This is a genomic window from Paenibacillus ottowii, from assembly GCF_006874425.1.
Lineage (GTDB): Bacteria > Bacillota > Bacilli > Paenibacillales > Paenibacillaceae > Paenibacillus > Paenibacillus ottowii.
Map to the genome: position 1 here is coordinate 272733 of NZ_VIJZ01000005.1, position 26064 is coordinate 298796.

General features: G+C 47.0%; 21 protein-coding genes. 6 read left to right on the plus strand and 15 right to left on the minus strand.

Features of this window, described 5'->3' with window-relative positions; translation table 11 throughout:
• Positions 1-38: 38 nt before the first annotated feature.
• Positions 39-1394: an aminomethyl-transferring glycine dehydrogenase subunit GcvPA gene (gcvPA, locus tag FKV70_RS14305; RefSeq protein WP_142613264.1), complete on the plus strand. Its 1356-nt coding sequence runs from the start codon at positions 39-41 to the stop codon at positions 1392-1394.
• Positions 1391-2887, plus strand: a complete 1497-nt coding sequence (gcvPB, locus tag FKV70_RS14310) for an aminomethyl-transferring glycine dehydrogenase subunit GcvPB (RefSeq protein WP_142613265.1) — start codon at positions 1391-1393, stop codon at positions 2885-2887. The genes gcvPA and gcvPB overlap by 4 nt, the downstream gene beginning before the upstream one ends.
• Positions 2888-3015: 128 nt before the next feature.
• Here the strand turns inward: gcvPB and ptsP are convergent, their stop codons facing one another.
• The 10 genes from ptsP to FKV70_RS14360 all read right to left on the minus strand — a co-directional run bounded on the left by ptsP (position 3016) and on the right by FKV70_RS14360 (position 15913).
• Entirely contained in the window at positions 3016-4728 is a 1713-nt protein-coding gene (gene ptsP / locus FKV70_RS14315; protein WP_063212056.1) for a phosphoenolpyruvate--protein phosphotransferase, read from the minus strand.
• Entirely contained in the window at positions 4721-4996 is a 276-nt protein-coding gene (locus FKV70_RS14320) for an HPr family phosphocarrier protein (protein WP_013372579.1), read from the minus strand. The genes ptsP and FKV70_RS14320 overlap by 8 nt, the downstream gene beginning before the upstream one ends.
• Positions 4997-5106: 110 nt before the next feature.
• Positions 5107-7152: a glucose-specific PTS transporter subunit IIBC gene (ptsG, locus tag FKV70_RS14325; RefSeq protein ID WP_025676128.1), complete on the minus strand. Its 2046-nt coding sequence runs from the start codon at positions 7150-7152 to the stop codon at positions 5107-5109.
• A 252-nt stretch (positions 7153-7404) separates the two neighbouring features.
• Positions 7405-8265: a glucose PTS transporter transcription antiterminator GlcT gene (gene glcT, locus FKV70_RS14330; RefSeq protein ID WP_063212055.1), complete on the minus strand. Its 861-nt coding sequence runs from the start codon at positions 8263-8265 to the stop codon at positions 7405-7407.
• Positions 8266-8458: 193 nt separating this feature from the next.
• Entirely contained in the window at positions 8459-9994 is a 1536-nt protein-coding gene (locus FKV70_RS14335; protein WP_142613317.1) for a flotillin family protein, read from the minus strand.
• A gap of 48 nt (positions 9995-10042) precedes the next feature.
• Positions 10043-10561 (minus strand): NfeD family membrane protein, encoded by a 519-nt coding sequence (locus tag FKV70_RS14340; RefSeq protein WP_142613266.1) that lies wholly within the window; start codon positions 10559-10561, stop codon positions 10043-10045.
• A gap of 173 nt (positions 10562-10734) precedes the next feature.
• Positions 10735-11898 (minus strand): iron-containing alcohol dehydrogenase, encoded by a 1164-nt coding sequence (locus FKV70_RS14345; protein ID WP_142613267.1) that lies wholly within the window; start codon positions 11896-11898, stop codon positions 10735-10737.
• A 184-nt stretch (positions 11899-12082) separates the two neighbouring features.
• The gene (locus FKV70_RS14350) at positions 12083-13726 is read right to left on the minus strand and encodes a UDP-glucose--hexose-1-phosphate uridylyltransferase (protein ID WP_142613268.1); all 1644 of its coding nucleotides are present in this window, start codon (positions 13724-13726) and stop codon (positions 12083-12085) included.
• Between the two features lie 17 nt (positions 13727-13743).
• Positions 13744-14733 (minus strand): UDP-glucose 4-epimerase GalE, encoded by a 990-nt coding sequence (galE, locus tag FKV70_RS14355; protein WP_063212050.1) that lies wholly within the window; start codon positions 14731-14733, stop codon positions 13744-13746.
• Between the two features lies 1 nt (position 14734).
• Positions 14735-15913 (minus strand): galactokinase, encoded by a 1179-nt coding sequence (locus tag FKV70_RS14360; RefSeq protein WP_142613318.1) that lies wholly within the window; start codon positions 15911-15913, stop codon positions 14735-14737.
• Positions 15914-16133: 220 nt separating this feature from the next.
• Between FKV70_RS14360 and FKV70_RS14365 the strand changes: the two genes are divergently transcribed.
• Complete coding sequence (locus FKV70_RS14365) at positions 16134-17000, plus strand: AraC family transcriptional regulator (RefSeq protein ID WP_142613269.1); 867 nt, start codon at positions 16134-16136, stop codon at positions 16998-17000.
• A gap of 138 nt (positions 17001-17138) precedes the next feature.
• On the opposite strand, the gene mgrA is transcribed toward FKV70_RS14365, so the two are convergent.
• The 4 genes from mgrA to FKV70_RS14385 all read right to left on the minus strand — a co-directional run bounded on the left by mgrA (position 17139) and on the right by FKV70_RS14385 (position 20571).
• The gene (mgrA, locus tag FKV70_RS14370) at positions 17139-18158 is read right to left on the minus strand and encodes an L-glyceraldehyde 3-phosphate reductase (RefSeq protein WP_064796841.1); all 1020 of its coding nucleotides are present in this window, start codon (positions 18156-18158) and stop codon (positions 17139-17141) included.
• Between the two features lie 84 nt (positions 18159-18242).
• Positions 18243-18983, minus strand: coding sequence for an NAD-dependent protein deacylase (locus FKV70_RS14375; RefSeq protein WP_142613270.1), 741 nt, complete (start codon positions 18981-18983; stop codon positions 18243-18245).
• Positions 18980-19750: an HAD family hydrolase gene (locus FKV70_RS14380; protein ID WP_142613271.1), complete on the minus strand. Its 771-nt coding sequence runs from the start codon at positions 19748-19750 to the stop codon at positions 18980-18982. Before FKV70_RS14380 ends, FKV70_RS14375 begins: the two co-directional genes overlap by 4 nt.
• A gap of 14 nt (positions 19751-19764) precedes the next feature.
• Positions 19765-20571, minus strand: a complete 807-nt coding sequence (locus FKV70_RS14385) for an alpha/beta fold hydrolase (protein ID WP_142613272.1) — start codon at positions 20569-20571, stop codon at positions 19765-19767.
• A 314-nt stretch (positions 20572-20885) separates the two neighbouring features.
• On the opposite strand from FKV70_RS14385, the gene FKV70_RS14390 reads away from it, so the two are divergent.
• The 3 genes from FKV70_RS14390 to ilvD all read left to right on the plus strand — a co-directional run bounded on the left by FKV70_RS14390 (position 20886) and on the right by ilvD (position 24376).
• Positions 20886-21920, plus strand: a complete 1035-nt coding sequence (locus FKV70_RS14390) for an acyltransferase family protein (protein ID WP_142613273.1) — start codon at positions 20886-20888, stop codon at positions 21918-21920.
• A 175-nt stretch (positions 21921-22095) separates the two neighbouring features.
• Positions 22096-22344 carry a KGG domain-containing protein gene (locus tag FKV70_RS14395; RefSeq protein ID WP_063212044.1) on the plus strand — a complete coding sequence of 83 codons (249 nt, stop codon included), beginning with the start codon at positions 22096-22098 and terminating at the stop codon, positions 22342-22344.
• 343 nt (positions 22345-22687) lie between these two features.
• Complete coding sequence (ilvD, locus tag FKV70_RS14400) at positions 22688-24376, plus strand: dihydroxy-acid dehydratase (protein ID WP_063212043.1); 1689 nt, start codon at positions 22688-22690, stop codon at positions 24374-24376.
• A gap of 86 nt (positions 24377-24462) precedes the next feature.
• Here the strand turns inward: ilvD and FKV70_RS14405 are convergent, their stop codons facing one another.
• Complete coding sequence (locus FKV70_RS14405; protein WP_142613274.1) at positions 24463-25908, minus strand: polysaccharide deacetylase family protein; 1446 nt, start codon at positions 25906-25908, stop codon at positions 24463-24465.
• Between the last annotated feature and the right edge of the window lie 156 nt (positions 25909-26064).

A 26064-nucleotide genomic window follows, 5' to 3' on the forward strand; every position in this document is an offset into this window, starting at 1 on the left:
ATTATCTAAATTTTGCTTTTCGAAAGGAGCCAGAACCTATGAAGCAGCATCGCTATCTCCCCATGACCGAACAAGACCAAACCGAAATGCTGCGTGTGGTAGGCGTATCATCCATTGATGAGCTATTTAGTGACATTCCAGAGGCTATTCGATACCAAGGGGAACTCCCTCTTTCCTCTCGGCTCGACGAAAGAGCCTTAACCCGCCACATGGCCAGACTGGCCGGACACAATGCCAATACAGATACACATGCCAGCTTTCTTGGTGCAGGCATTTATGATCATCATATTCCGTCCGTTATCCAACACATCACCTCACGATCCGAATTTTACACAGCCTATACCCCTTATCAGCCGGAAGTAAGCCAGGGCGAGCTGCAAGCCATCTTCGAGTTCCAGTCGTATATTTGCGAATTGACAGGCATGGCTGTAGCTAATGCCAGTATGTACGATGGGGCGACAGCTCTGGCGGAAGCAGGCTCATTGGCTACCGCAGCCACGCGCCGTAAACAGCTCATCGTATCAAGGTCTGTCCATCCAGAGGCACGTCAGGTATTGGCAGCCTATGCACGCGGATTGGATTTGGACATCGTGGAGATTGGCTGTTCAGACGGCGTAACGGATGTCGATGCGCTAGCCGCAGCTATATCGGAACAGACAGCGGCTGTTTTGGTTCAGAGCCCCAACTTTTTCGGAGCCGTCGAAAATTTGAAGCCGATGGCTGAACTCATCCATGCGCAGCAAGGACTTATGGTTGTCAGTGCCAACCCACTGGCGCTTGGCTTATTGGAGGCACCTGGCAAGCAAGGCGCAGATATTGTGGTAGGCGACGCACAGCCGCTTGGGATCTCGTCCTCGCTCGGCGGTCCGACCTGCGGTTACTTTGCCGTGTCACAGGCGCATATGCGCCGTATCCCTGGACGGATTGTAGGCCAAACCACAGACCGTAACGGCAAACGCGGTTTCGTGCTGACCTTGCAAGCGAGAGAACAACATATCCGCCGCGAAAAGGCTACCTCTAACATTTGCTCCAATCAAGCGTTGCTTGCTTTATCGGCATCAGTGTACTTGTCCGTCATGGGAAGACAGGGTATCCAGGAAGTAGCCGAGCTGAATGTGCATAAAAGTCGCTATGCATTAGAGCAATTGCTGAGCTTGAAAGGCGTAACTGCCTCGTTTCATGCACCGACCTTTAATGAGTTTGCCCTTAGACTGCCTGAAGGCACAGATATGAGCAAACTTCAGGACAATCTGCTGGCTGCCGGATTTATTGCAGGCTATGATTTGGGCCGGGACTATCCGGAGCTTGCTGGTCATATGCTGATTGCCGTAACGGAGCAAAGAACCAAAGAAGAGATCGACCAATTTGTACACACCTTGGAGGGATTGCTATGACACACGCCGGACAGGATCAGAAACAAGAGCTGTTGCAGGAACACGATCAGGCGCTCATTTTTGAATTGAGCCGTCCGGGTCGCATCGCCTATTCCCTTCCTGAGTGCGATGTCCCTCGTCGCCCGGTAGCAGAGCTTTTGCCAGATTACGCGCTGCGCAGCGAGCCTGTGGCACTACCCGAGGTATACGAAGTAGATGTTATTCGCCATTATACCGCCCTGTCCCAGCGTAATTTTGGCGTCGACAACGGATTTTATCCGCTTGGCTCCTGTACGATGAAATACAACCCGAAGGTGAACGAGGATGTCGCCCGTTACGCAGGCTTTGCTAAAATCCATCCCTATCAGCCGGAGGGTAGCATCCAGGGTGCTATGGAGCTGCTGTATACGCTCCAAAACGATCTGGCTGCGTTGACCGGCATGGATGCCGTCACGCTTCAGCCCGCTGCTGGCGCCCATGGCGAATGGACCGGGCTGATGATGATCCGCTCGTACCACGAAGCACGTGGTGAGCGACGTACCAAGGTGCTCGTGCCGGATTCCTCGCACGGAACGAACCCCGCCAGTGCAACTGTCGCGGGCTTCGAAACAGTCACCCTACCCTCCACCCCAGAGGGGCTGGTGGATCTGGATGCGCTGCGTCAAGCCGTAGGCAACGACACCGCTGCGCTCATGCTGACCAATCCAAACACGCTGGGCCTGTTTGAGAAGCAAATTACTGACATTGCCGCGATCGTGCATGACGCAGGTGGTCTGCTTTACTATGACGGGGCAAATTCCAACGCCATCATGGGAATTACCCGCCCCGGGGATATGGGCTTCGATGTGGTGCATCTCAATCTGCACAAAACGATGAGCACCCCTCACGGCGGAGGCGGCCCTGGCGCGGGACCTGTCGGCGTAAAGCAGCGACTGATTCCCTATTTGCCCAAGCCGCTTGTTGTACGTGATTCGCAGGGGATGTACCGCTGGGACCGGGAGCAGGGAGATTCTATTGGACGGGTCAAAGCCTTTTACGGCAACTTTGGCATTCTCGTCCGTGCCTATGCCTATATCCGCAGCTACGGTCCTGATGGCTTGAAGCGAGTATCCGAATGCGCTGTACTCAATGCCAACTACATGATGCATCGGTTGGCTCCGCATTTTGACCTGCCTTACCCTGGGCATTGCAAACACGAATTTGTCATGTCAGGGCGAGGCTTGAAGAAATTTGGAGTGCGTACGCTGGATGTAGCCAAACGATTGCTTGATTTCGGTTATCATCCACCTACCATTTATTTTCCGCTAAATGTAGAGGAATGCATCATGATCGAGCCGACGGAAACAGAAAGCAAAGAGACGCTGGATGCTTTTGTCGACACTATGATTCAAATTGCGCGCGAAGCCGAGGAGAATCCTGAGCTGGTGCTCAATGCACCCTATACCACTCCCGTCACGCGCCTGGATGAAACCACTGCAGCCCGTAAACCTGTGTTGAATTGTGCATGTAGTTAAAAATAAATTTCGACCTAGTCACCCAAAGCATACAAAAAAGCCGGTATCTGTTTAGATACCGGCTGCTGTATGTATACAGCAATTTTTGTTGGAAAAAGATATAACCTTTGAAAATGTGATACCCTTCCTTATGCTTCGATGCTTTGAACCAATTCAACAACTTGCTCAGCTGTTTGCATATCCAGAGCTTTTGCAGCCAATTTCTCCATGTCTGCACGGGACAATTTGGAAATTTGGCTACGTGCTGGCAGAATGGAAGTTGCGCTCATGCTGAACTCATCAAGTCCCAGACCCAGCAGCAACGGAATTGCTGTTGCGTCTCCTGCCATTTCACCGCACATACCAACCCAACGTCCTTCACGGTGAGCGGCATCAATAACCATTTTCACCAGACGCAGAATGGATGGATTGTATGGTTGATACAGGTAAGATACTCGTTCGTTCATTCGATCCGCTGCCATTGTGTATTGAATCAGATCGTTAGTACCGATACTGAAGAAATCCACTTCTTTTGCAAATTGGTCAGCCAATACTGCAGTAGAAGGAATTTCAACCATGATGCCCAACTGAATTTCTTCAGATACGGCTACACCCTCGGCTACCAACTTTTCTTTTTCTTCCAACAAAACAGCTTTCGCTTCACGGAATTCGTTCAGCGTAGCAATCATTGGGAACATAATGCGCAAATTACCATGCACGCTTGCACGCAACAAAGCACGCAATTGAGTGCGGAAAATATCCTGGCGATCCAGACACAGACGAATCGCGCGGAATCCGAGGAACGGGTTCATTTCTTTTGGCAGATCCAGATAAGGAAGTTCTTTGTCGCCACCGATGTCCAAAGTACGGACTACAACTGGCTTACCTTCCATTTTTTCCAGAACGGTTTTGTAAGCAGTGTACTGTACTTCTTCGGATGGGAGCTTGTCGCGTCCCATGTACAAGAACTCCGTACGGTACAAGCCGACGCCTTCACCACCGTTGTCCAGAACACCAGCTACATCGTTAGGCGTACCAATATTGGCTGCCAGTTCGACATGAACACCATCAACGGAAACCGTAGCTTCGCCACGCAGCTTGCGCCACTCTTCGCGTTGCTTGTCATAGGCTACCTGTTTAGCGCGGTATTCCGCAACAATTTCTTCGGTAGGATTCACGAATACATGACCATCCAGACCATCGACGATAATCAAATCTCCGCTTTTCGCTTGAGACAATATATTTTTTGTTCCTACAACAGCAGGAATTTCTAATGAACGAGCCATAATAGCCGAGTGCGAAGTGCGTCCGCCGATGTTTGTTGCAAAGCCTTTAACAAATTCACGGTTCAGCTGAGCTGTATCGGAAGGTGTCAAATCTTCTGCAAGTACAATTGTTTCTTCGGCAATTTCTGCAGGGCTGACAAAATGAACACCAAGCAGATGATTGAGCACCCGTTTGGTTACATCACGCATGTCCGATGCGCGTTCTTGCAAATACGCACTTTTCATGTTTTCAAACATGGAAATAAACTGTGTAGCTACTTCATCCAAAGCATAGTCAGCATTGAGCTGCTCGTCTCTGATTTTAGCTTTAACCGGATCGATCAATTCAGGATCGTTCAGGATCAGCAGGTGAGATGCAAAAATTTCTGCCTTCTTCTCACCTAGCTCCCGAAGTGTTTTCTCCTTAATCGATTCCAATTCGGTTTGAGATTCAGCCAAAGCCGCATCCAATCTTGCGATTTCAGCTTCAACATCACCAACCGCGCGTCTCTCTACAGCGTAATTCGGATGCTCCAAGATAAACGCCCGGGCAATGGCTATGCCTGCCGAAGCGGCAATCCCGGAAATTTTAAGCATGAACTTCGCCCAGCCCTTCGTTAACGATTACATTTTCAAGAGCTTTCAATGCTTCAGCAGCTTCAGCGCCTTCGCAGATAATGTTAATAGTATCACCTTGTTCCAGACCCAGAGACAATACACCCAGAATGGATTTCAAAGTTACTTTTTTACCGTTAGCTTCAGCGAAAGATTCAGCACCGCTGAATTTGTTAGCTGTATTTACCAGCGCAGTTGCAGGACGTGCATGGATACCGTCTTCATCCGTGATTCTAAAAGTTGTTTGCATAATTTGTTCCTCCCACTTTCCTAAAGATAATATTTGTTTACACGCAGTATACCGGACAGATGACCAGGCGGCCTAAGCCGCCTCATCAACTAAACCGAAACACATAGAGTTTATTTTATCGTAATTATACCATCTTCGCCAGCCTTCAATACTCCAGTTTTGTTTAAAGTTACCGAAGAACCTTCTGGAAGGTTGGTGAAAATGACAGGTGAAATGATGGATTTAGCGTTGGCCTTTACATATTCCAGGTCTACTTTCATGATAGGCTGACCGGCTGACACAAGATCGCCTTCGTTCACCAAAACGTCAAATCCTTGGCCTTTAAGCTTCACTGTATTTACCCCGATATGAACAAGCACTTCTTTACCACCATCGGATTGAATACCCACCGCATGCTTGCTTGGGAATACATTGAATACTTTACCATAGACAGGGGAAACAATGGTTCCATCATTTGGCACTACCGCAAAGCCGTCACCTGTCATGCGTTCTGCAAAGACCGGATCGGGAACGGTCGAGATGTCAACCAATTCACCGTTAACTGGCATTACGATATCTTCTACAACAATCGTTTGCTTTTGTTCTCCGGCTTCCTTTTCCTCCTGTGGAGCTGGCTCTGAAGGAGCAGGTGCAGGTGTACGTCCTGCCATGATATCAGCCATTTGAGTTTTAATCGTATCGGAACGAGTACCGAAGATCGCCTGTACATTGTTACCCACTTCAAGGACACCCGATGCGCCCAGTTGTTTCAGACGAGCTTTGTCAACGTTTGATTTCTCATTAACTTCGATCCGAAGACGTGTAATACATGCATCCAGATGCTTGATATTCGATGAACCACCGAAGGCAGCCAAAATGTTATGTGGAAGCTCATCACTGCTACCGCTTGCTGCACCATCCACATTTTCTGTAGCTTCTTCACGTCCTGGTGTTTTCAAGTTGAACTTCCGTATGATGAATCGGAAACCGAAGTAGTAAATAACCGCCAAAATCAGACCGACGATAATTACATACCACCATGGCGTACGGGTTGGAATAATCCCGAAAATCAGGAAGTCAATAAATCCACCAGAGAACGTCATACCGATTTTAACATTCAAAATTTGCATCGTCATAAATGACAAACCTGCAAATACACAGTGTACTGCGAACAGCAATGGAGCTACGAACAGGAAGGAAAACTCCAGTGGCTCCGTAATACCTGTCAGGAACGAAGTCAATGCAGCTGAACCCATGATACCTGCTACATATTTTTTGTGTTCCGGTCTTGCTTCATGATACATCGCAAGTGCTGCTGCTGGTAATCCGAACATCATGAATGGGAACTTACCTACTTGGAACGTACTTGCTGTCAGTGCTACGCCGTCGCGAAGCTGACTAAAGAAGATCTGCTGGTCACCGTGAACGGTTTGACCTGCTTTGTTAACATATTCACCAAACTCAAACCAGAATGGTGAGTACCAGATGTGGTGCAGACCAAACGGAATCAGCGCACGTTCGATAACACCGAACAGGAACGCCGACAAGGTCGGGTTGGAGTATACCATAAAGTGAGATACTGCATTAAGTCCTTGCTGAACTGGAGGCCAGATCAGGACCAGTGCCAATCCGACAATCAGTGAAGATACTGCCGTTGCAATTGGAACAAAGCGCTTACCCGCGAAAAAGCCCAGGTACGAGGGAAGCTCGATTTTGAAAAAGCGATTGTACATAGCAGCGGCCAGTATACCAATGATGATTCCGCCGAACACCCCGGTTTGAAGTGTAGGAATACCCAACACATTCGCATAACCCGGTATTTTTTGAGCAATCAGACCAGGTGTAACTCCCACAGCTGTACCCAGCGTAATATTCATTACGAGGTAACCGATGATCGCAGCCAAACCTGCTACACCTTCGCCACCCGCCAAACCGACGGCTACGCCGACTGCAAACAACAGCGCCAGATTATCAAAAACAATTTGTCCGGCATTCATCATGATCGTCGCTACCGATTGAACCCAGCCCGCATTTAATGCCGGAATGTACTGGAGAAAATCAGGATTGACCAGCATGTTGCCGATACCCAATAAAAGCCCCGCAGCTGGCAAGATGGCTACAGGAAGCATTAATGCTTTACCGACACGCTGTAAAACGCCGAAAAGCTTTTTAAACATACCTTCCACATCCTTCTCTGAAATTTAGAAGAGAGGTAAAACAACAAAAAAGGCATGAGCCGATTTAAGTATGTTTGAACACAACCTTGGGATATAGCTTACCCCAGTAGGCTGTAAACAATCATAACTTAAAGCAACTCATGCCTGATCGAATCAGTAACACGTTAAATGTTTAGTTGTTGTCTTCCTCATTGCAGAATTGATTATAGCACCACGCTAAATGCGAGGCAATACTTTTTTATTCAGGTTTTATCACGGTTTGTTATCTCCTTGCTCCTTGCGCTGGGACAAACGCTGCAGATGCATCGTCAAATAGCTAACTTCAGCTGGATACACTGGTTTTCGCAGCCTCTTCTCCATAATCTTCGTAAGTTTCCAAGCTAGCATATACATTTCTGGGTATTCTTCGTTCAAAAGCTTGTCCAATCGGTAAATCTCCTGCACAATCTCTCCTCGACGTACACGTTCAATCGCAAATCTCAGATGGGTCAACAGACGAGAATAATCAAGGGATTGGAGAGGAATTCGGTAATCCAGCGTCGTCTCGACGACCTGAACCATGTCAGCAATCAGACGAGAATCTTTCCTAACCTCGGAGATATGCTGGTTTGTCATCGCGCTATAAATATGCAGAGCTACGAATCCGATTTCATCTTCTCCCAGATCCACGCCCATCTTATCCTTGATTAAAGCAACAGCTTGCTCAGCCATCTTGTATTCCTGGGGATATATTTCCCTAGTTTCATACAAGAATGGATTATGAATCGTAATCCCCTGTTTATGACGATTAATGGAAAACGCAATATGGTCGGTTAAAGCAATCAATATGTGCTCATTAAGAGGCTTTTTGGCTTGAAGCTGAACAAGATGAAGCACCTCACCGATGACCTCAATGAGCTTTTCATCCAGCTCAGGAAGCAATCGTTTGTATTGCTCCTGCTCTTCATGGCTTTTTAATATAAATAATTTTTCAACTGAATCCAACGGCATTAGATCGCCGGGTTTGCGATTGAAACCGATTCCTTTTCCAATCACGACAACCTCATCATGCTCGGGATGCATCCCTATAATCACATTGTTATTCAGCGCTTTGGCCACTTTTAGGCTGCTCACATCCGCACCTCTTTTATCAGAACCTTGATCCTAAGAATTATAGCATGAAGCTCAGAGGAATCCACGTTAAAGTACCAAATATTCCGCTAAAGGTCAATAAAAAGAAAACGCTTTTCATCACATTTTCCAGGAAATGCTGTGATGAAAAGCGGTCTTTTGGGTTCTGAAAGTTTTACTTCCCAAAGGCTTATCGTTATTCTTTATCCGTTAGTGCTACCTCAACCGGGGTTGGATGGTGCAGCTTGTTTGCATCATCGGAGGAGGGTACGGGATGAATGCTTTTTTTTCCAGTGGTTAGTCCCTTGATCAACTGCTCTACATCGATACCCGATACACTTTTAAGCATCTCGGGAGCCGTTGCCATCAGTTCTGTGACATAATTGCTGACACGCGTTGCTCCTTCCCCTTTACCTGTATCCACAACAGTCAGTTTATCAATGGATGCTATCGGTTCGGCAATGCGTCCAGCCAAATCCGGCAGCATTTTCACGATAATATCGAGCACAGCGGCCTCTCCAAACTTCTGGAAAGCCTCTGCCAATTTTTCCTTGGCCTCGGCTTCCGCGAGACCACGCAAACGGATGACGTCCGCATCTGCCGTACCCTTGGCCCGTTCTGCATCCGCTTCTGCTTGCCCGTTCAGACGTTTTTGTTCAGCTGACGCTTTAGCCTGTGTTTCAATCGAGTATTGCAGCGATTCCGCCTCACGCATTTTACGCGCTTTGTCGGCTTCCGCCGCTTGTTCTACCGCATATCGATCCGCTTCCGCCTTCTTCTTCACTTCCGCATCATATTGCTTTTCACGTACCTGTATTTCCTTGGCTTGAATATCAATCTCCCGTTCCTTACGTACCAACTCGACCTTCATCTGTTCCTCGACAGCAGTCTGCTTGGCACGGGCCTCCTGAATGTGATAAGCCTGATCGGCTTCCGCCCTGGCTGTATCCTGTTCTTTCTTAAACGAAGCCACTTTCAGTTCCTTCTCCTTGGCTGCCTCGGCGATATTCGTATCCCGCAGCAGTTCGGCCTTCTGACCTTCCTGTTCTGCCTGCGCCTTCTGAATTCGGGCATCCCGCACAGCCTCGGCTTCTGCAATCTCTGCATCCCGTTTCACAGCAGCAATTCTCGGCTTACCGAGCGCATCCAGATATCCATGTTTATCACGTACATCTTTGATGGTGAAAGAGACGATCTGCAAACCCATCTTTTTCAGATCGCGAGCAGCTACGCCTTGCACTTCCTGCGCAAACCGATCCCGATTACGGTATACTTCCTCCACTGTCATGGAGCCGAGGATTGCCCGCAAATGTCCCTCCAGCACTTCCTGAGCCTCTCCTCTAAGAGCTTCCAGCGGCTTTCCGATGAACTGTTCGGCTGCTGTGGCTACATCCTCGATGGAACTGCCGACCTTGATAATTGCCACACCATCCGCGATGACGGGCACTCCCTGCTCTGTATATACTTCCGGTGTGGTTACGTCCAATTTGTGAGATAACAGAGAAATAAATTCGGACTGCTGGAAAATGGGCCATATGAAGGCCCCGCCACCACGTACAATTTTAATCTTGCGGCCTGATTCATCCTCGGAAATATTTTTATTCCCCAGAAAAGAACCGGTCACAATCATTCCTTCATCCGGTCCTACCGTTTTATAACGGGCCCAAAAAGCGATCCCTAATATGACGATAACAATGACAACAATTCCAGGGACCAACACAATATCCTGCAAATTTGACACTCCCGATCACGCTCCCTTCAAGTTAAGCGAATGCGCCGTCTATGTGTCCAGGTACGCTACGCGGACGACGCCCTCTGCGACCTCAACCACGACGATACGGGTTCCCGCAGCTAGCGGTTTGTGATCAAAGCTCGATGCTGTATGTATGGTGTTGCCTGCACCCAAGCGGATCATAACTTCCCCGTAACCAACCTCAGGTACAGGAATGGTGACCTCACCGATTCTGCCAGTCAGTTCACGCATTGAGAAGCCGCTGGATACCTCTGAATTGGCCATGGGCTTGATAAATGCAAAAAATACTAGCACTCCAATCACAAATGCAATCCCTAAAGCTAGCACAACGACCCAGCCCATGTTCAACCCGGTATACTTTGTAAGTAGTACCCCAGCTCCGCCAAAAGCAGTCAAAGCCCCAAGCAGAACGACAGGTCTAAACCAATCAAGTCCCGGTAGCTCCAATGCCCCATGCAGCCAGCTACCGAGTACATCCCCGATCAACACACTGACCACAGTAAAGATTGCGCCTCCTGCCAACAACCACCAAAATAAGGTTTCCATACGACTCCTCCTTCCATGTACCTTTTCAGCCTGGTTTCCAGTCTATAACTATGTTTACGTATTCAACCTTAAAAAGTTTCAAAATTTTCCTCTTATATCTCAACTTAAACCCAAAAAAGCACGTTCGTACGTCTAATGACGTACAAACGTGCCTACAGAGCTTCGAAGATCGTTTACAGGGATGCTTTGTAAATTTCAACTACATCTTCGCGATTGAGCTTGTTAAAGCCACCAAAAGGTCCAAATTTCACAGCTTTATCAGCCATTACGTCAATTTTGGACGCATCAATATCGTAATCAGCCAGACGGCTTGGTGCACCAATCGAGTTCCAGAAATCACGCAACGCCTGAATACCTTCCAACGCTACTTCTTCATCACTTTTACCTTCTGGGTTTACGTGGAACACATTCACTGCCAGTTGCTTGAAGCGTTCAGGCTTGACATGCAGATTGTGTTTCATCCAGTTCGGGAACAAAATAGCCAGTCCTCCACCGTGTGGGATATCATAAACAGCAGACACAGCATGCTCAATATTATGAGTAGCCCAATCACCTGCCAGTCCCATGTTCAGGAAACCGTTCAGTGCCATCGTACCACAATACATAATCGTTTCACGCAGCTCATAGTTTTCCAGATCGTTGACCAGTCCTGGAGCCGCATCTATCACTGTGCGCAAAATCGTTTCACACCAGCCCAGTTGAACCGGAGTATTGGATTCCAAATGGAAATAATGCTCCAGCGTATGTGACATCATATCCACAATTCCGTAGACAGTTTGATTTTTGGGCAGAGAGTATGTGTTCACCGGATCAAGAATGGAGAAAGCAGGAAACGCATGTACACTACCCCATCCCAATTTTTCCTGTGTTTTTTCGTTTGTAATTACAGAACCTGCGTTCATTTCAGAACCGGTTGCCGCCATAGTCAAAACCGTACCTAATGGCAAGGCTGCTTGTGGAGTTGCTTTACGCTCTGCAAAATCCCACATATCGCCATCATATTTTGCACCAACAGCAATAGCTTTGGAGCAATCCAGTACACTGCCACCGCCTACAGCCAATACAAGGTCGATCTGGTTGGTTTTACACAATTCAACGCCTTTATGTACTGTAGACAAGCGTGGATTTGGTTCTACACCAGCCAGTTCGGTTACCTCTGCACCGATTTCACTAAGCAATTTTATTACATTATCGTACAAACCGCTGCGCTTAATACTGCCGCCGCCATATACAAGCAATACACGTTTTCCGTATTTAGGAACTTCACGCTTGAGAGCCTCCAATTGTCCTTTACCGAAGATCAATTGTGTAGGATTATAAAATTCGAATGCTTTCATCGCAAACGCTCGCCTCCAATATTTCTAAAGTTTAATGTTAAGAAACTACTCTATTATAACCTTTACGGTTACAGGAAACAAATTGCATTCATTTCAGAAAAAAAACCATACTCCTTAAGGAGTATGGTTACATTCACATCTTGGGAGGGTTCTCGTATTGTATTATGTGCAGTCTAAAGCTACATTATTCTCCCAAGGTGTATCCCAATCGTTTCATAAAGCGACCAAACGCCTGCTGACCGGATGGATTCCGTTTATATACTCCTGCATGCTCCAAAATTTCACTGAATTTCAGTCCAACCTCATTTTGAACGGTACGAACAGCCGTCTCCTTGTCAGACAGACGACCAAACCGGGTATTCAACTGGTAAATCCAGTCTGCATGTTTAAACAGTGGATGTCCTTCTTGCTGCATAGCCACGGCCAATTCATCGTTCCCACACAAAATATCAGCAATTCCATCCAGCTCATCTTTGAGTCGTCCCGGTAGGATGGCAAGTCCCATCACTTCGATCAGACCGATATTTTCCTTTTTGATATGATGCATCTCGCGATGGGGATGAAAAATACCTTCCGGGTACTCTTCACTCGTTCGGTTGTTGCGCAGTACGAGATCCATCTGATATCTTCCTTCGGAATCCCGGCGTACAATCGGCGTTACTGTATTATGCGGAATCGTTTCCCCCTCCGATTCGGTATGAGAGAGAACGTCTACCTCTGGATCACTATACGCCTTCCAAGCTTCAAAAGCAGCATTTCCCGCCTTCAATAGTGCCTCGGCATCTGTTGACGTGAAACGAATGACCGACATGGGCCAGTTTACAATCCCTGCCGTAACCTGCGGAAATGCTTCATTATGGTATACGTCGTCCACACCCGCTTTTTCAATCGGGAATGTATGACGACCACCCTGAAAATGATCGTGAGTCAGGATCGACCCACCGACAATGGGCAGGTCCGCGTTAGAGCCAATGAAATAGTGCGGAAACGCTTTCGTAAAGGCCAGCAACCGCCGCAGCGTATCCTTTGTAAGCTTCATCGGTACATGATCGTGATGAAATACAATGCAATGCTCGTTGTAATACACATAGGGTGAATATTGAAAGAACCACGGTTCCCCATTCAATTCGACCGGTATGATACGCAAATTTTGACGGGATGGATGATTTACCCTTCCGGCATATCCAACGTTTTCACGGCACAATTGACATTTGGGGTAAACAGGCGGCGGCAAAAGCTTCGCCATGGCAATTTCCTTAGGGCTTTTTTCTGGCTTGGACAGATTAATCGTAATTTCCATATCACCATAAGGTGTTGCCTGATTCCAGTACACATTGCTGGCTACCCGATCCATACGAATGTAGTTTGAATTGATGGATAATTGATAAAAAGCATCTGTAGCCGCCTCTATCCCATGTGCTGCCTCCGTTTGATGAAAGTTACGGATAACTTCAGACGGTCTCGCCATAAGCAAACCCATGATTTTGGAATCCAGCAAATCACGATACGTATCCGTGTTTTCAGGAATAAGCCCAATAGCAAAACCATAATCGATCAATACATTAAGCACAGGCTGGAGAGCTTCGGGGGCAATCATGCCCCCTGCTTCCCCACCGGAGTAAGGTTCCGAAAACCCGAACTGCTCTAAAAGCAGATTACGACTGTAATCTGTATCTTGCGGACCGATCAAGCCCCTCTTCTGTGCGAATGCAACCAGCTGTTCCACCGCATATAGAGCCGATTGCTGTACAGCTTCGTCGATGTCATGGACCAGAGGCCGGGAAAGTTCCTGGTTTTGGCCTTTATCTACGGATTGGCGCTCGCTCATATGTCATCGTCTCCTGTCTATTCGTCGCCGTAGCCTTGAGGGTGCGACTGATGCCATCCCCATGCTCCGCTAATAATATCCTCCAGTTGAGTACGTTTTGGGCTCCAGCCCAGTACCGAACGGGCCTTGTCAGACGATGCAACCAATATCGCTGGGTCGCCTGCACGGCGAGGTTCAACAACAACTGGAATGTCGAGCCCAGTGACCTTGCGTGCCGTTTCAATCACTTCCTTCACCGAGAAGCCCTGTCCGTTGCCAAGGTTGAATACGTTGCTCTCATTACCCTCACGCAAGTAATTTACTGCACGCACATGAGCATCCGCAAGATCACTTACATGAATGTAATCACGGACACACGTTCCATCCGGTGTGGCATAATCCTCGCCAAACACAGCGATATGCGAACGCTGTTTCAATGCTGTCTGGAGCACCAATGGGATCAGATGGCTTTCTGGTCGGTGATCTTCACCGATCTTGCCGCTTTCATGGGCACCAGCCGCATTAAAATACCGTAAGGATACGTATTTGATGCCTAATACTTTATCAAACCAGGACATCATGCGCTCCATCATCAGCTTTGTTTCACCATACACGTTGGTTGGCTCAGTCCGGTCGCCTTCTTCAATCGGCACCTTTTCCGGTTCGCCATAGGTAGCCGCAGTAGAGGAAAATACGATCTTGCTTACGCCGGCATCTTTCATCGCCTCCAGCAAGCTCAACGTGCCAAATACGTTGTTGTCATAATATTTTCCTGGATTTTGCATACTTTCCCCAACCAGCGAGTTGGCTGCAAAATGAATAACGGCGTCAATATTGTTTTCAGAGAACAGTTTGGACAGAAGTTCTTTATCCCTCAAATCCCCTTCATACAACTTGCCTCCAAGCAATGCTCCTTTGTGTCCAGTTTGCAAATTGTCCAATACAACAACTTCTTCTCCAAGATCCAACAATTCTGCTACGGTATGTGAACCGATATATCCAGCTCCGCCTGTGACTAAAATGGCCATGTTATTCGTCCTCCTTCAGTTCTTTAACTCCGTCCCCTGCCTTGCATACATAAAAGCTGGCTTCCAGCCCTGTACGGGTCTGATAAGCTTCTCCAACTTCCTTCACAAAACGTTCCACATCGTCCTCATGAACCAATGAAACCGTACAACCTCCAAACCCAGCGCCTGTCATACGAGCACCCAGCGTGCCCGGAATGCGTCGTGCTTCTTCGACCATGACATCAAGCTCAGTACAGCTGACTTCATACAAGTCGCGTAGTGAATCATGCGAGGCGTTCATCAACTGACCGAAAGCTGCAAGTTCATTCGCTGCGAGAGCATCGACTGAGGCCAGCACACGAGCGTTTTCCTCCACCACATGCTGTGCCCGGCGGCGCACGGTTTCATCTGCAATATGATGCTGAAGCTCTCCAAACCGAGCTTCATCCAGTTGTGCCAGATACTCCAGTGACGGCTCCTGCTGCTGCAAAATGGACAGTGCTTCGGCACATTGACTGCGACGCTCGTTATAGGCTGAATCCACCAATCCGCGGCGCTTGTTTGTGTTGCCGATTACGAGCTTGTAAGACCCCGTGCGGAATGGCACTCTGCGGTACTCCAGCGTATCGCACATCAGCAGGATTGCATGATCAGCCGCTCCGTTCGCTACAGCGAACTGGTCCATGATGCCGCAATTGACACCCACGTAGTTGTTTTCAGCCCGCTGGGATAACAAAGCAATTTCGACTGTGTCGGTTTTTTGCTTCTCGGTAGTCAGAAACGCGTAGCCTGTCACGACCTCAATCGAGGCTGAGGAAGATAATCCGGCTCCGTTCGGGATTTCTCCATGATAGAGCAAGTCGTATCCTCTAGATGGGTAAACTCCCTTTTCAGCCAACTCCACCAGCACACCCACCGGATAGTCCACCCACTCATCCGTCTTGCTTTTACCTATCTCTGTGCGGGGGATCGACACTTCATACGACAGGTTTGTGGAAGCAAAATGAATTTGATCATCATTGCGTGCACGAAGGATCAGCGTCGTACCAAATTCCAGCGCAGCCGGGAGTACATAACCACCATTATAGTCGATATGCTCTCCAATGAGGTTAACACGCCCAGGTGCATGAAATATCAGCAGTTCATTGCTGCTTTCACCATATTTTTCAATAAAATGTTTCTTTAATTCAGTAGAGTTCATATCCGCATCCACCTCATTCACCGTTAGTAAAAGTCTCCCTGATTTCCCTGTAATACCTTAATCAGGTTGACATCTCTTATGAGTTCAGTATAAATGAAAGCGTCACCCAATGTAATGCATCCATGTGTTTAAGCTATGGATAAATGTGACTTGGATATGTACAATGTAAGTATAACGCATCTACTAAACTATTCACAAATGCAGGAAGGATGACCCTATTTTGCAAGCGTATTCATATAGTTATGCTGTCGCATCTAATCCGGTGTTTTATGAAAATAGCCCGCTGCATGTGCTTTTTGCAGGAGAGAGCCAAACCAAATCTGGTCATGCTGTGGGACCGAAAATCTATGATTATTATCTGCTTCACTTTGTGGAGTCAGGCAAAGGTATCTTTCGAACAGAACAGCATACGTATCAGCTTAAAAAAAACGATTTTTTTCTTATTCATCCAGGTCAACTGGTGAGCTATACCTCTGATGAAGAGGAACCGTGGCGTTATCGTTGGTCTGCCTTTACTGGACACCATACGGAGCAAGTTGTGCAAGAGGCAGGACTGCGTGTACATCAACCTGTTTTCCATGCTGCCGATCAAAGTCCCATTCCCGGTTATCTGGAGCAAATGCAATTGGCCTTTTACAGCAGAAAATCTAGCTCTCACCTTTCAGCATTAGGCTATTTGTACCTGATTATGGGAGAAGCAAGCAATTACCTGAGTGACTGGGCCGATCCGTCCGGAACTGATTCGCAAATTCGACGCACAGTCAAACAAATGGTCCAATATATGTCCACTCAGTATGCACACCCTGTTTCCATTGAGCAAATGTCTGAAGGGCTTGGTTATAATCGTGCATACTTATCACGAATATTCAAAAAGGAAACGGGTGTCTCCCCCGTCACCTATCTGCTTAAGCTACGGATTGACAAATCACGTCAACTGCTGCGTGAGCGTCCTGAACTGTCGGTTGAGCAAGTGGCTGCTTCTGTCGGATTAACTGATGCTTTATATTTCTCACGTCAATTCAAACGCTTCTGCGGTCAGTCTCCAACCGAGTACCGGAGCAAGGTTAAGCAGTATCCACACTCGTAAAGTAAGCTTTAACAGGCTTCCCTAGCTCCCAGCCATGACGCAAACAGCCCGCATTCTTCAAACGAATGCGGGCTGTTAAGTAATATATCATACAAGAGTATGTGAATTAGGTTAATGACTCCAGGTTATCTTTTGTCATTAGGCTGTGCCACCGTCTTGTCCGTGCCCGGCATTCAGGATCGAATCAATCCGATCCAGCTCCTCCTGTGAAAACTCCAGATTAGATAGAGCTTTAACATTTTCTTCAATTTGGCTTACACGGCTAGCCCCAATCAGGACAGAGGTCAGACGTTCACCGCGTAGGGCCCATGCCAGTGAGAATTGAGCCAAACTTTGACCACGTGCAGCAGCCATCTGATTCAAAGCGCGCACCTTGCGCAGCGTTTCTGGTGTCACATGGTTCTCATTCAGGAAAACCGATGTGCTTGCTGCGCGTGAATCCTCGGGAATTCCGTTCAAATATTTGTTGGTCAGCAGTCCCTGAGCCAGTGGACAAAAGGCAATGCTGCCTATCCCGTTTTCATCCAGTACATCTTGCAATCCATTTTCAATCCAGCGGTCAAGCAAAGAGTATCTCGGCTGATGGATCAACATGGGTGTTCCAAGCTCCTTCAAAATGCGAGCTGCTTCGGCCGTTTGCTCTGCACTATAATTAGACACACCCACATACAGCGCTTTACCCGAACGTACGATATGATCCAGTGCTCCCATCGTTTCTTCCAGCGGCGTATTGGGATCGAATCGATGCGAGTAGAATATATCGACATAGTCCAGCCCCATTCGCTTCAAACTCTGATCCAGGCTGGATATCATATACTTGCGAGATCCCCAGTCGCCATAAGGACCTGCCCACATATGGTAACCCGCTTTAGTAGAGATGACCAGCTCATCCCGGTACGGTTTCATATCACTGGCTAACACTTGTCCGAAAAATTCCTCGGCTGAGCCTGCAGGAGGACCATAGTTGTTAGCTAAATCAAAATGCGTAATGCCCAGATCAAAGGAGCGAGTAATCATGCTGCGACCATTCTCTGCGTTGTTAATTCCGCCGAAGTTGTGCCACAAGCCCAGCGAAATAGCGGGCAGCTTAAGACCCGATCTGCCGGTACGGTTATATTTCATACTTTCATAACGATCTTCGCCAGCTAAATAAACCATGCTATCACAGCCTCTCTCGAAACATTGTTATGTCCATCACAACATCATCATAGCGCTTTTATCCGGGCATTGACAAGAAAACGATTACAAGCCCAATTGATGAGCGAGTTTTTCCATAACCTTACCGATCGGTTCAGTGAGCAAAAGATCCGCCTTGTGATCATATGAGGTGGGATCTGTATTTAGCAGCACCGTATGTTTACCGCGAAAATAAGTAATCAAGCCTGCCGCAGGATGGACTGTCAGTGACGTCCCTCCAATTAACAGCAAATCTGCTTCAGAAATGGCTTGAATGGATTGAATAAGGGTGTCGTGATTCAATTCCTCTTCATATAAAACAACATCCGGTTTGATAATTCCTCCATCTACCGGACATTTAGGTACAACCTCGGAGCTGCTCATCACTTCATCCAGACTGTAAAAGCATCCACATTCCATACAGTAGTTGCGATGTACCGAGCCGTGAAGCTCCAGTACATTTACGCTGCCTGCTGCCTGATGTAATCCGTCAATATTTTGCGTCACAACCGCTTTAAGACGGCCCTGCTTTTCCAAAGACGCAAGGAAATGATGACAGCCGTTCGGCTTCGCCTCGGGATGCAGCATTTTACCGCGATAGAAGTCGAAAAAGACTTCAGGATGCTTCACAAAAAAAGAGCGGCTAAGCATAACCTCAGGGGAATAAGGCAATTTTTCCTCACTCTGATACAAGCCTGCTGCCGAACGAAAATCTGGTATACCGCTTTCCGTTGATGTCCCTGCTCCGCCAAAAAAAACAATATTCTGCGATTCCTGTATCCATTCGACCAACGTATTTTCTTTCATGCTCTACGCACCTCCAGCTCTTCATATCCACGAACAACCTTATCCGCATCCAGCAAATGTCTGGAACGTTCCGGTTCAGGCGCAAATCCAATGGCTAACCTTACTCCGGCACGCTTGCCCATCTGCATATCCCCATTACTGTCTCCGATCACTACCACGTCCAACGGCGATAGCCCTAGTAACTCGCAAGCTTTTTCAGCCATTTCCGGGTCAGGTTTGCCGTATGTAACCCTATCATGTCCGATGATCACATCAAAATAGGGTGTTAGCCCCATCCATTCCAAATGCTCTTGTGCAGCCTCTGTACTATCAGAGGTCACAACCGCCAGCTTCATTCCGGCGCGGCGACTTTGTTCCAATAAGGTCCGTAGCCCCGGGAACACCTTTGCTGCCCGCTGTCGGCGGACGTCAGCCATCGCTGTTTTATTAAATTCTCGAACAAGCTGCACAGCTTCATTCCACGGTATACCCGCAGTATAAAGCTGCCAAGCCAGTACACCCGTGCTTTCGTCTACCGTCCCCATCGCCAGCGGGCCAGAAGGATCGTAACCAATCACGCGTCCCTCCTGATCGTGAACAGTGCCTAGAACGTCGCCTTTTTCCATCGTGAAACCGGCTCCCGCTACAGCCAGATGCTGCTCCATCATATCCAGTATAGAACGAGCCCAAGGGCCCCACAACTGAATAAAATCCAGCAACGTGCCATCTTTATCAAATAAGATGCCACGGCATGGATACCGCATTCCCTGCACGATCAGCTCAGACATGCATCATACCTCCTTTACGGGTTCTTAGAAGCTGAATCTACACTTTCTTTCATCCAGTCCTGTAAAGCAGCTACCGTTTGGTTCCATTGCTCAACGGCACTAATTTGCGCGGGATTATCCCCTTTCTGGGCACCGTAACTGCCAAATTGGGCATGGTTCCCCCCTTCGACTGTAAAATACAGCGTGTTGGCGGGTAAATAAGTTCTCCCGCTTTGGACATTTTCCATCTGAATGACCCCATCATCACTTCCTAGTAAAGAAATCACTGGCAGATTTTTATCCTTTAAATTACCCTTGTTATCCGGATAGGAAGCAAGGAAAAATACACCTTTGACCTGATCAGAATGTGCAGCTGCGTATCGGGCAGCCATCACACCACCTAACGAATGGCCGCCAATAACAAATGCTTCTTGGGGATACGCCTTTAGCACTTCATTCGCCAAATCCGGAGAGATCAAGGCTAGGTTCAGTGGCATTTTTCCAATGATCACATGATGACCCTTTTCTGCCAGAAGGCGTGCCAAGGGCGCATAACTTTCGGGCTTAACCAACGCCCCTGGGTACAAAATGACGCCTGCTCCGCTTCTCTTGGCAGGCTCAAAACTTATCCAGTGCTCTTGCTCATTTACTTTCACAGTATCCGCTATGTCGGCTAATGCAGCAGCAGCCGCCTCATCAGGCTGGTAGGGCGTAAATACCTTCCAGGCTCCCCAACCGGCAAATAGCACAATGACAATCAGGAAACCTAAAAGAATTTTCCATATTTTCCGAGAACCGCGTGTCCCATAAGCATTGTATGATCTTCTTGTTCTTCTTCTCATTATAAAAGTTCCTTTCGCCTTTCGTACCTCGTGATTCTTAGCTTGAATGTAAAAGGTTTCGCTGTATTCGTTTAGCATAACTATAACCTTGTTAGGGTAACATCGTTGCACATACAGGGTCAAATGAGCACATGTTTCCAGGCGTAAGCCCATCTTTATCGTCTGTTCAAGCTTTCGCCATATAAAAAGGATATGATAACGCTTACTAATGTGAATAAAATCACAATGTTAAGGTCCTGAGTATCGTACCTTGTTCCTTGTAAAGATTATTTTTTAAATAGTTTAGTCGGCAGAAGCCGTTCGGAGGGAGACACATGACGACAAGCCATGATGTACAAGGGGAAAGCTTCTTTCTCAATTTGCGATTTCTGTTGATTATATGCGTATTTGCAGGAAACGCTTTGGAGCCATTAGTCGCTTCACTTCAGCTTGCCCAACAGTGGTTTAGCTGGATATTCATGTTTCATATGCCGTTATTTGTACTCGTTACAGGCTACTTTGCCAAAACATCTTTGACAGGTCTCGCAGGACAAAAAGTTCTGCTTCAGATCGGTATGCAATATTTGATTTTTCAATCCCTTTATTCCATTTTGGATATCGTAATCTTCCACGTTCCCCATATCCATCATTCTTTTTTTGCACCTTATCTGTTACTCTGGTTTCTCGCAAGTCACATCTGTTGGAGACTGCTGATGCTGTCTTTTCAGAAGATTCCACCTGTCGTCCAGTTGGGTATATCCGTGCTACTGGGGATCCTTGTCGGATATCTTCCCGTAGACGGCATATGGCTAAGCGTATGCAGAACCTTTGTTTATCTTCCTTACTTTGTAGCAGGCTATCATTTGAAATATGTGGACATTCGCCGCTTCTTCACAACACCCGTCCGTATAATCGCCGGCATTGTATCTCTTCTGTTAATGGTACTGGCGGGAACGTCCTATTTTGGCATCCCGGCTGGCTGGCTGTATGGCAACATGACTTATGGTGAACTGGGCCATACCGAATGGTACGCAGGGATTTACCGTATCGGCATTTATGGAGTTCAATGGATAGCATCTCTGGCGTTTCTAAGCTTTGTTCCAACCGTCACAGGACGTATAACCGAGATGGGACGGCGTACATTATATGTCTTTTTGCTCCATGGCTTAATCGTCCGTACCGTTGTGGCAAAAGGAGTTTACGAATATATAGATACCCCTGTGGAAGTCCTGTTGATTCTAGTGTGTGCTGCAGGTCTGTGCTGTCTGTTGACCATGCCTTGGGTTCGAACTGCAACACGACCTCTGATTGAGCCACAGGTAGAATGGATGTTGAAGCCCACTCCTTATCTTTTTAGACGGTCTGCATAATTTTTTATTACATCTTTATTTCCCGATCAACACACGACAACCCGCTTACGGACGAGAATGGAGGTGGTTATACCCTTCTTTACTTGGCGCATAGTGCCTGTTTCATACAGACAAAATGTGGTAAGTAAAAGATACGCGCAACAAAAAACAACTTTTGAATAAGGAGTGATTTGTAATGGCACGTAATCAAAATCAGGGTAAAATGAGTCGCGAAGAAGCAGGCCGTATGGGCGGAGAAGCTACTTCCAAGAAGCACAATAAGGAGTTTTACCAAGAGATTGGCAAGAAGGGCGGACAAGCAACCGCCAACTCACATGATAAAGAATTTTATCAGGAAATCGGTAAAAAGGGCGGCGATGCTACAGCTGAGTCGCATGACAAAGATTTCTACAGAGACATCGGACGTAAAGGTGGCAGAAATTAAAAGGTAGCCTCAATATTCCGCCCTCTTTTCATATAAAAACAAGCAGGAGCCCATCCGTTTGACTACGGAATGGGCTTTTTCTATTTTTTCCGAACCGCCAGCAGATCAGAAAAAGAGAGTCTCGAAGAATTAGATTCAAATCCTCGCAGATGCAATATATAGATTAAAAAAACTATTCATATCTATATATTGTTGCTTACAGTACAATTCAATCCTCTTTCAAAAATCCTTATATATGTAGAAAAATGCGCACAACTGTGATAGACTCTTTAGAAAACATCTGCGCTACTACGGTGTTCATTGAACGCCATACCATTTTATACTTTGGGGGGAAACCAGCATCATGACAGCTAAGACGAAAATGCGTTCCGATATGATTAAAAAAGGCTTTGACCGCGCTCCTCACCGCAGCTTGCTGCGCGCAGCGGGTGTCAAGGAAGAAGATTTTGACAAACCGTTTATTGCGGTATGCAACTCGTATATTGACATCGTACCGGGCCACGTCCATTTACAGGAATTTGGCAAAATTGTCAAGCAGGCCATTCGTGACGCAGGCGGTGTACCTTTCGAATTTAACACTATCGGTGTAGATGACGGTATTGCCATGGGACACATCGGTATGCGTTACTCTCTGCCAAGTCGCGAAATTATTGCAGACTCTCTGGAAACTGTCGTTTCCGCTCACTGGTTTGACGGCATGGTTTGTATTCCTAACTGCGATAAAATTACCCCTGGCATGATGATGGGGGCATTGCGTGTTAACATTCCAACTATTTTCGTCAGCGGCGGTCCTATGAAAGCTGGGAAAGACAAGAACGGACGCTCTATTTCCCTGACTTCGGTCTTCGAAGGTGTAGGCGCTTATCAGGCTGGTAAAATCGATGATCAAAGTTTGCTTGAGCTGGAACAATACGGCTGTCCAACCTGCGGCTCCTGTTCCGGAATGTTTACAGCGAACTCCATGAACTGTCTTGCAGAAGCATTGGGTCTGGCAATGCCGGGTAACGGCACCATCCTCGCAGTAGCAGAAGAACGCAAAGAATTTGTTAAACAATCTGCACGCCAATTGATGGAATTGATTAAGCTCGATCTTAAACCACGTGATATCGTGACCAAAGAAGCGATTGATAATGCATTTGCACTGGATATGGCAATGGGTGGTTCTACGAACACCGTATTGCATACATTGGCACTTGCCCATGAAGCTGAAGTTGACTACCCTATTGAACGCATCAATGAAGTTGCAAACCGTGTCCCTCATTTGTCCAAATTGGCCCCTGCTTCCGACTATCACATTGAGGATGTCCATAATGCAGGCGGCGTAAGCGCAGTGCTGAATGAACTGTTGAAAAAACCTGGCGCATTACATGGTGACTGTATTACAGTAACCGGAAAAACTCTTCGTGAAAACGTAGAGGGGCAGGAAATTCTCGACACTAACGTCATCCACAAATTGGACAACCCTTATTCCGAGCGCGGTGGTCTGGCTGTATTATTCGGAAATTTGGCACCAGAAGGCTCCATTATTAAAGTCGGTGCGGTTGATCCTTCTGTTGGCGGTTATCACAAAGGTCCTGCCATCTGCTTTGATTCACAGGACGATGCGCTGGCTGGCATCGCTAATGGTAAAATCGTCGAAGGGCATGTTGTTGTAATTCGCTATGAAGGTCCTAAGGGCGGGCCTGGTATGCCTGAAATGTTGGCGCCAACTTCACAAATCGTGGGCATGGGACTTGGTGCCAAAGTGGGTCTGATTACAGACGGACGCTTCTCAGGTGCTTCCCGTGGTATCTCCATCGGTCATATTTCCCCCGAAGCAGCAGAAGGCGGACCAATCGCTTTTGTTGAGGACGGCGATATCATTGAGCTAGACCTGAACAATCGCAAGATTGAGCTTCATATTACGGACGAAGAATTTGAACGTCGTCGCGCCAACTGGAAAGGTTTTGAGCCGAAAGTGAAGACGGGCTACCTGGCACGTTATTCCAAGCTGGTGACGAACGCAAGTAACGGCGGAATTATGAAAATCTAGATGCATTGCCAAGCTAGGATATTTTGATAAAACACTGAAAAGCCTCTCGACTCCTAACCAAGGTTCGAGAGGCTTTTATTATGAAGTCAATTGCCTGATCCTGTATCGGCTGTTTTTGAAGCCCGGATTGAAGCGTGAACAGCGTCTTCTTCGGCCAGTTCATTGTTACGTGTATGAACTACATCCCTTTGATCTGTCGGATCAAAAGCATGGTCTGTCTGATGTGAATCTACTTGTTGGAAACGATCAAATAAGGTGTCAATGGGCATTACGATTAGCTTTGGTACCATGACCTCTTTTTTTTCAATCAATTGCTCCGAACCCGAAGGGTGGATGATACGAAATAACAGCTTTAAATATACCGTAGACATATGCTTAAACAGTCCTTGGGGGATCTCTCGAATTTGAAATCCTAATTTTTCAGGCCCTCGATGAATCATACTTACTGCATAGATCGCCTTGACACCCTTCATTCCAGAGTCATGCACGACCCGTTGGGCAAGATCAGGTAGTTGTGTTTTCACAATCCGAATCAATTGAATAGCTAAATGTACCATGGACTTTGCCGTCGATCCCAAACGAAACAACACTTTATTGTCAAAATGAAGCTCAATGATGGGGTCCCCTTTTTCCAGCCACCTACCGTTCTCCATATTTATATTGGGGCCATGATAGATACGGCGACGATAATAAAAGATTGTATTATTCTTGCTGACAGGACGAAGACGGAACAAGGCATGAAATAGCCGCTCGTATTGTAGCCATCCGAACACCATCGTTTTTTTCATCCAATCCCTACTGGACAAGCTGGAGACAGTCGATTGATTTCCAGACTGGCGGCAAAGTAGTGTATCCACGCGTACACTACGTAATTGCCGTTCCTGGGCGACCATCAGTAGCTTCTCTAGCGCAATTAGCATATTCCTTGGCGCTTCTGCATCTGCCCCCAATGTTGTACCACAGTCATGGAGTAGCATGACCTCGCCACCCCTCAGCTTTTTGAGCATTCTTTCCGCTAGTTGTTTCGCTCCAACGCTGGCCTTCCAGTCACCAAACATGGAGGACCATAATACGATTCGACGACCATTGTTTTTGGAAATATCAAATAAGTTCACAATCCCCCAAGGTGGACGATAAAAGGTCGTCCCTTCGCCAGTTACTCGACGAATGACTGACTCCGTCTGGGCAATTTGTTTTCTAACCGTAACAGGCCGCATGAGCCAATTCGATTTGTGCACATAATTGTGAATACCAATCAGATGACCTTCATCATGCATGCGTTTCAAAAGCTCAGGATGCTTTTCGGCATTTATCCCTACAACAAAAAAAGTGGCCTTGGCATCAAAACGCTTGAGTAAATCAAGCAACTGCGATGTATAGACTGGATCAGGACCATCATCAAAAGTGAGTGCATATTCTCGTTCACTTTTGCCGCGCCGGAACACCCGGAAACCAAATATACGACTTACCAGCGCCGGAATAAAAGCATAAAAAGTTGAAATGTAAAACATCCATAACAGCAAAGTCTGCACGTTTTATCCCCACTTTTCTATTCTGAACTTCCAAGCAGGCTTCCTGAGGAAAACTCACTTACTTATATGTTATCACAATGACGTAAGCATGCCGAGATTTTGCTGTTGCATAGGGTCAGGCACCAAGGTCCAATTTAGTGTACAATAAATAAAAAT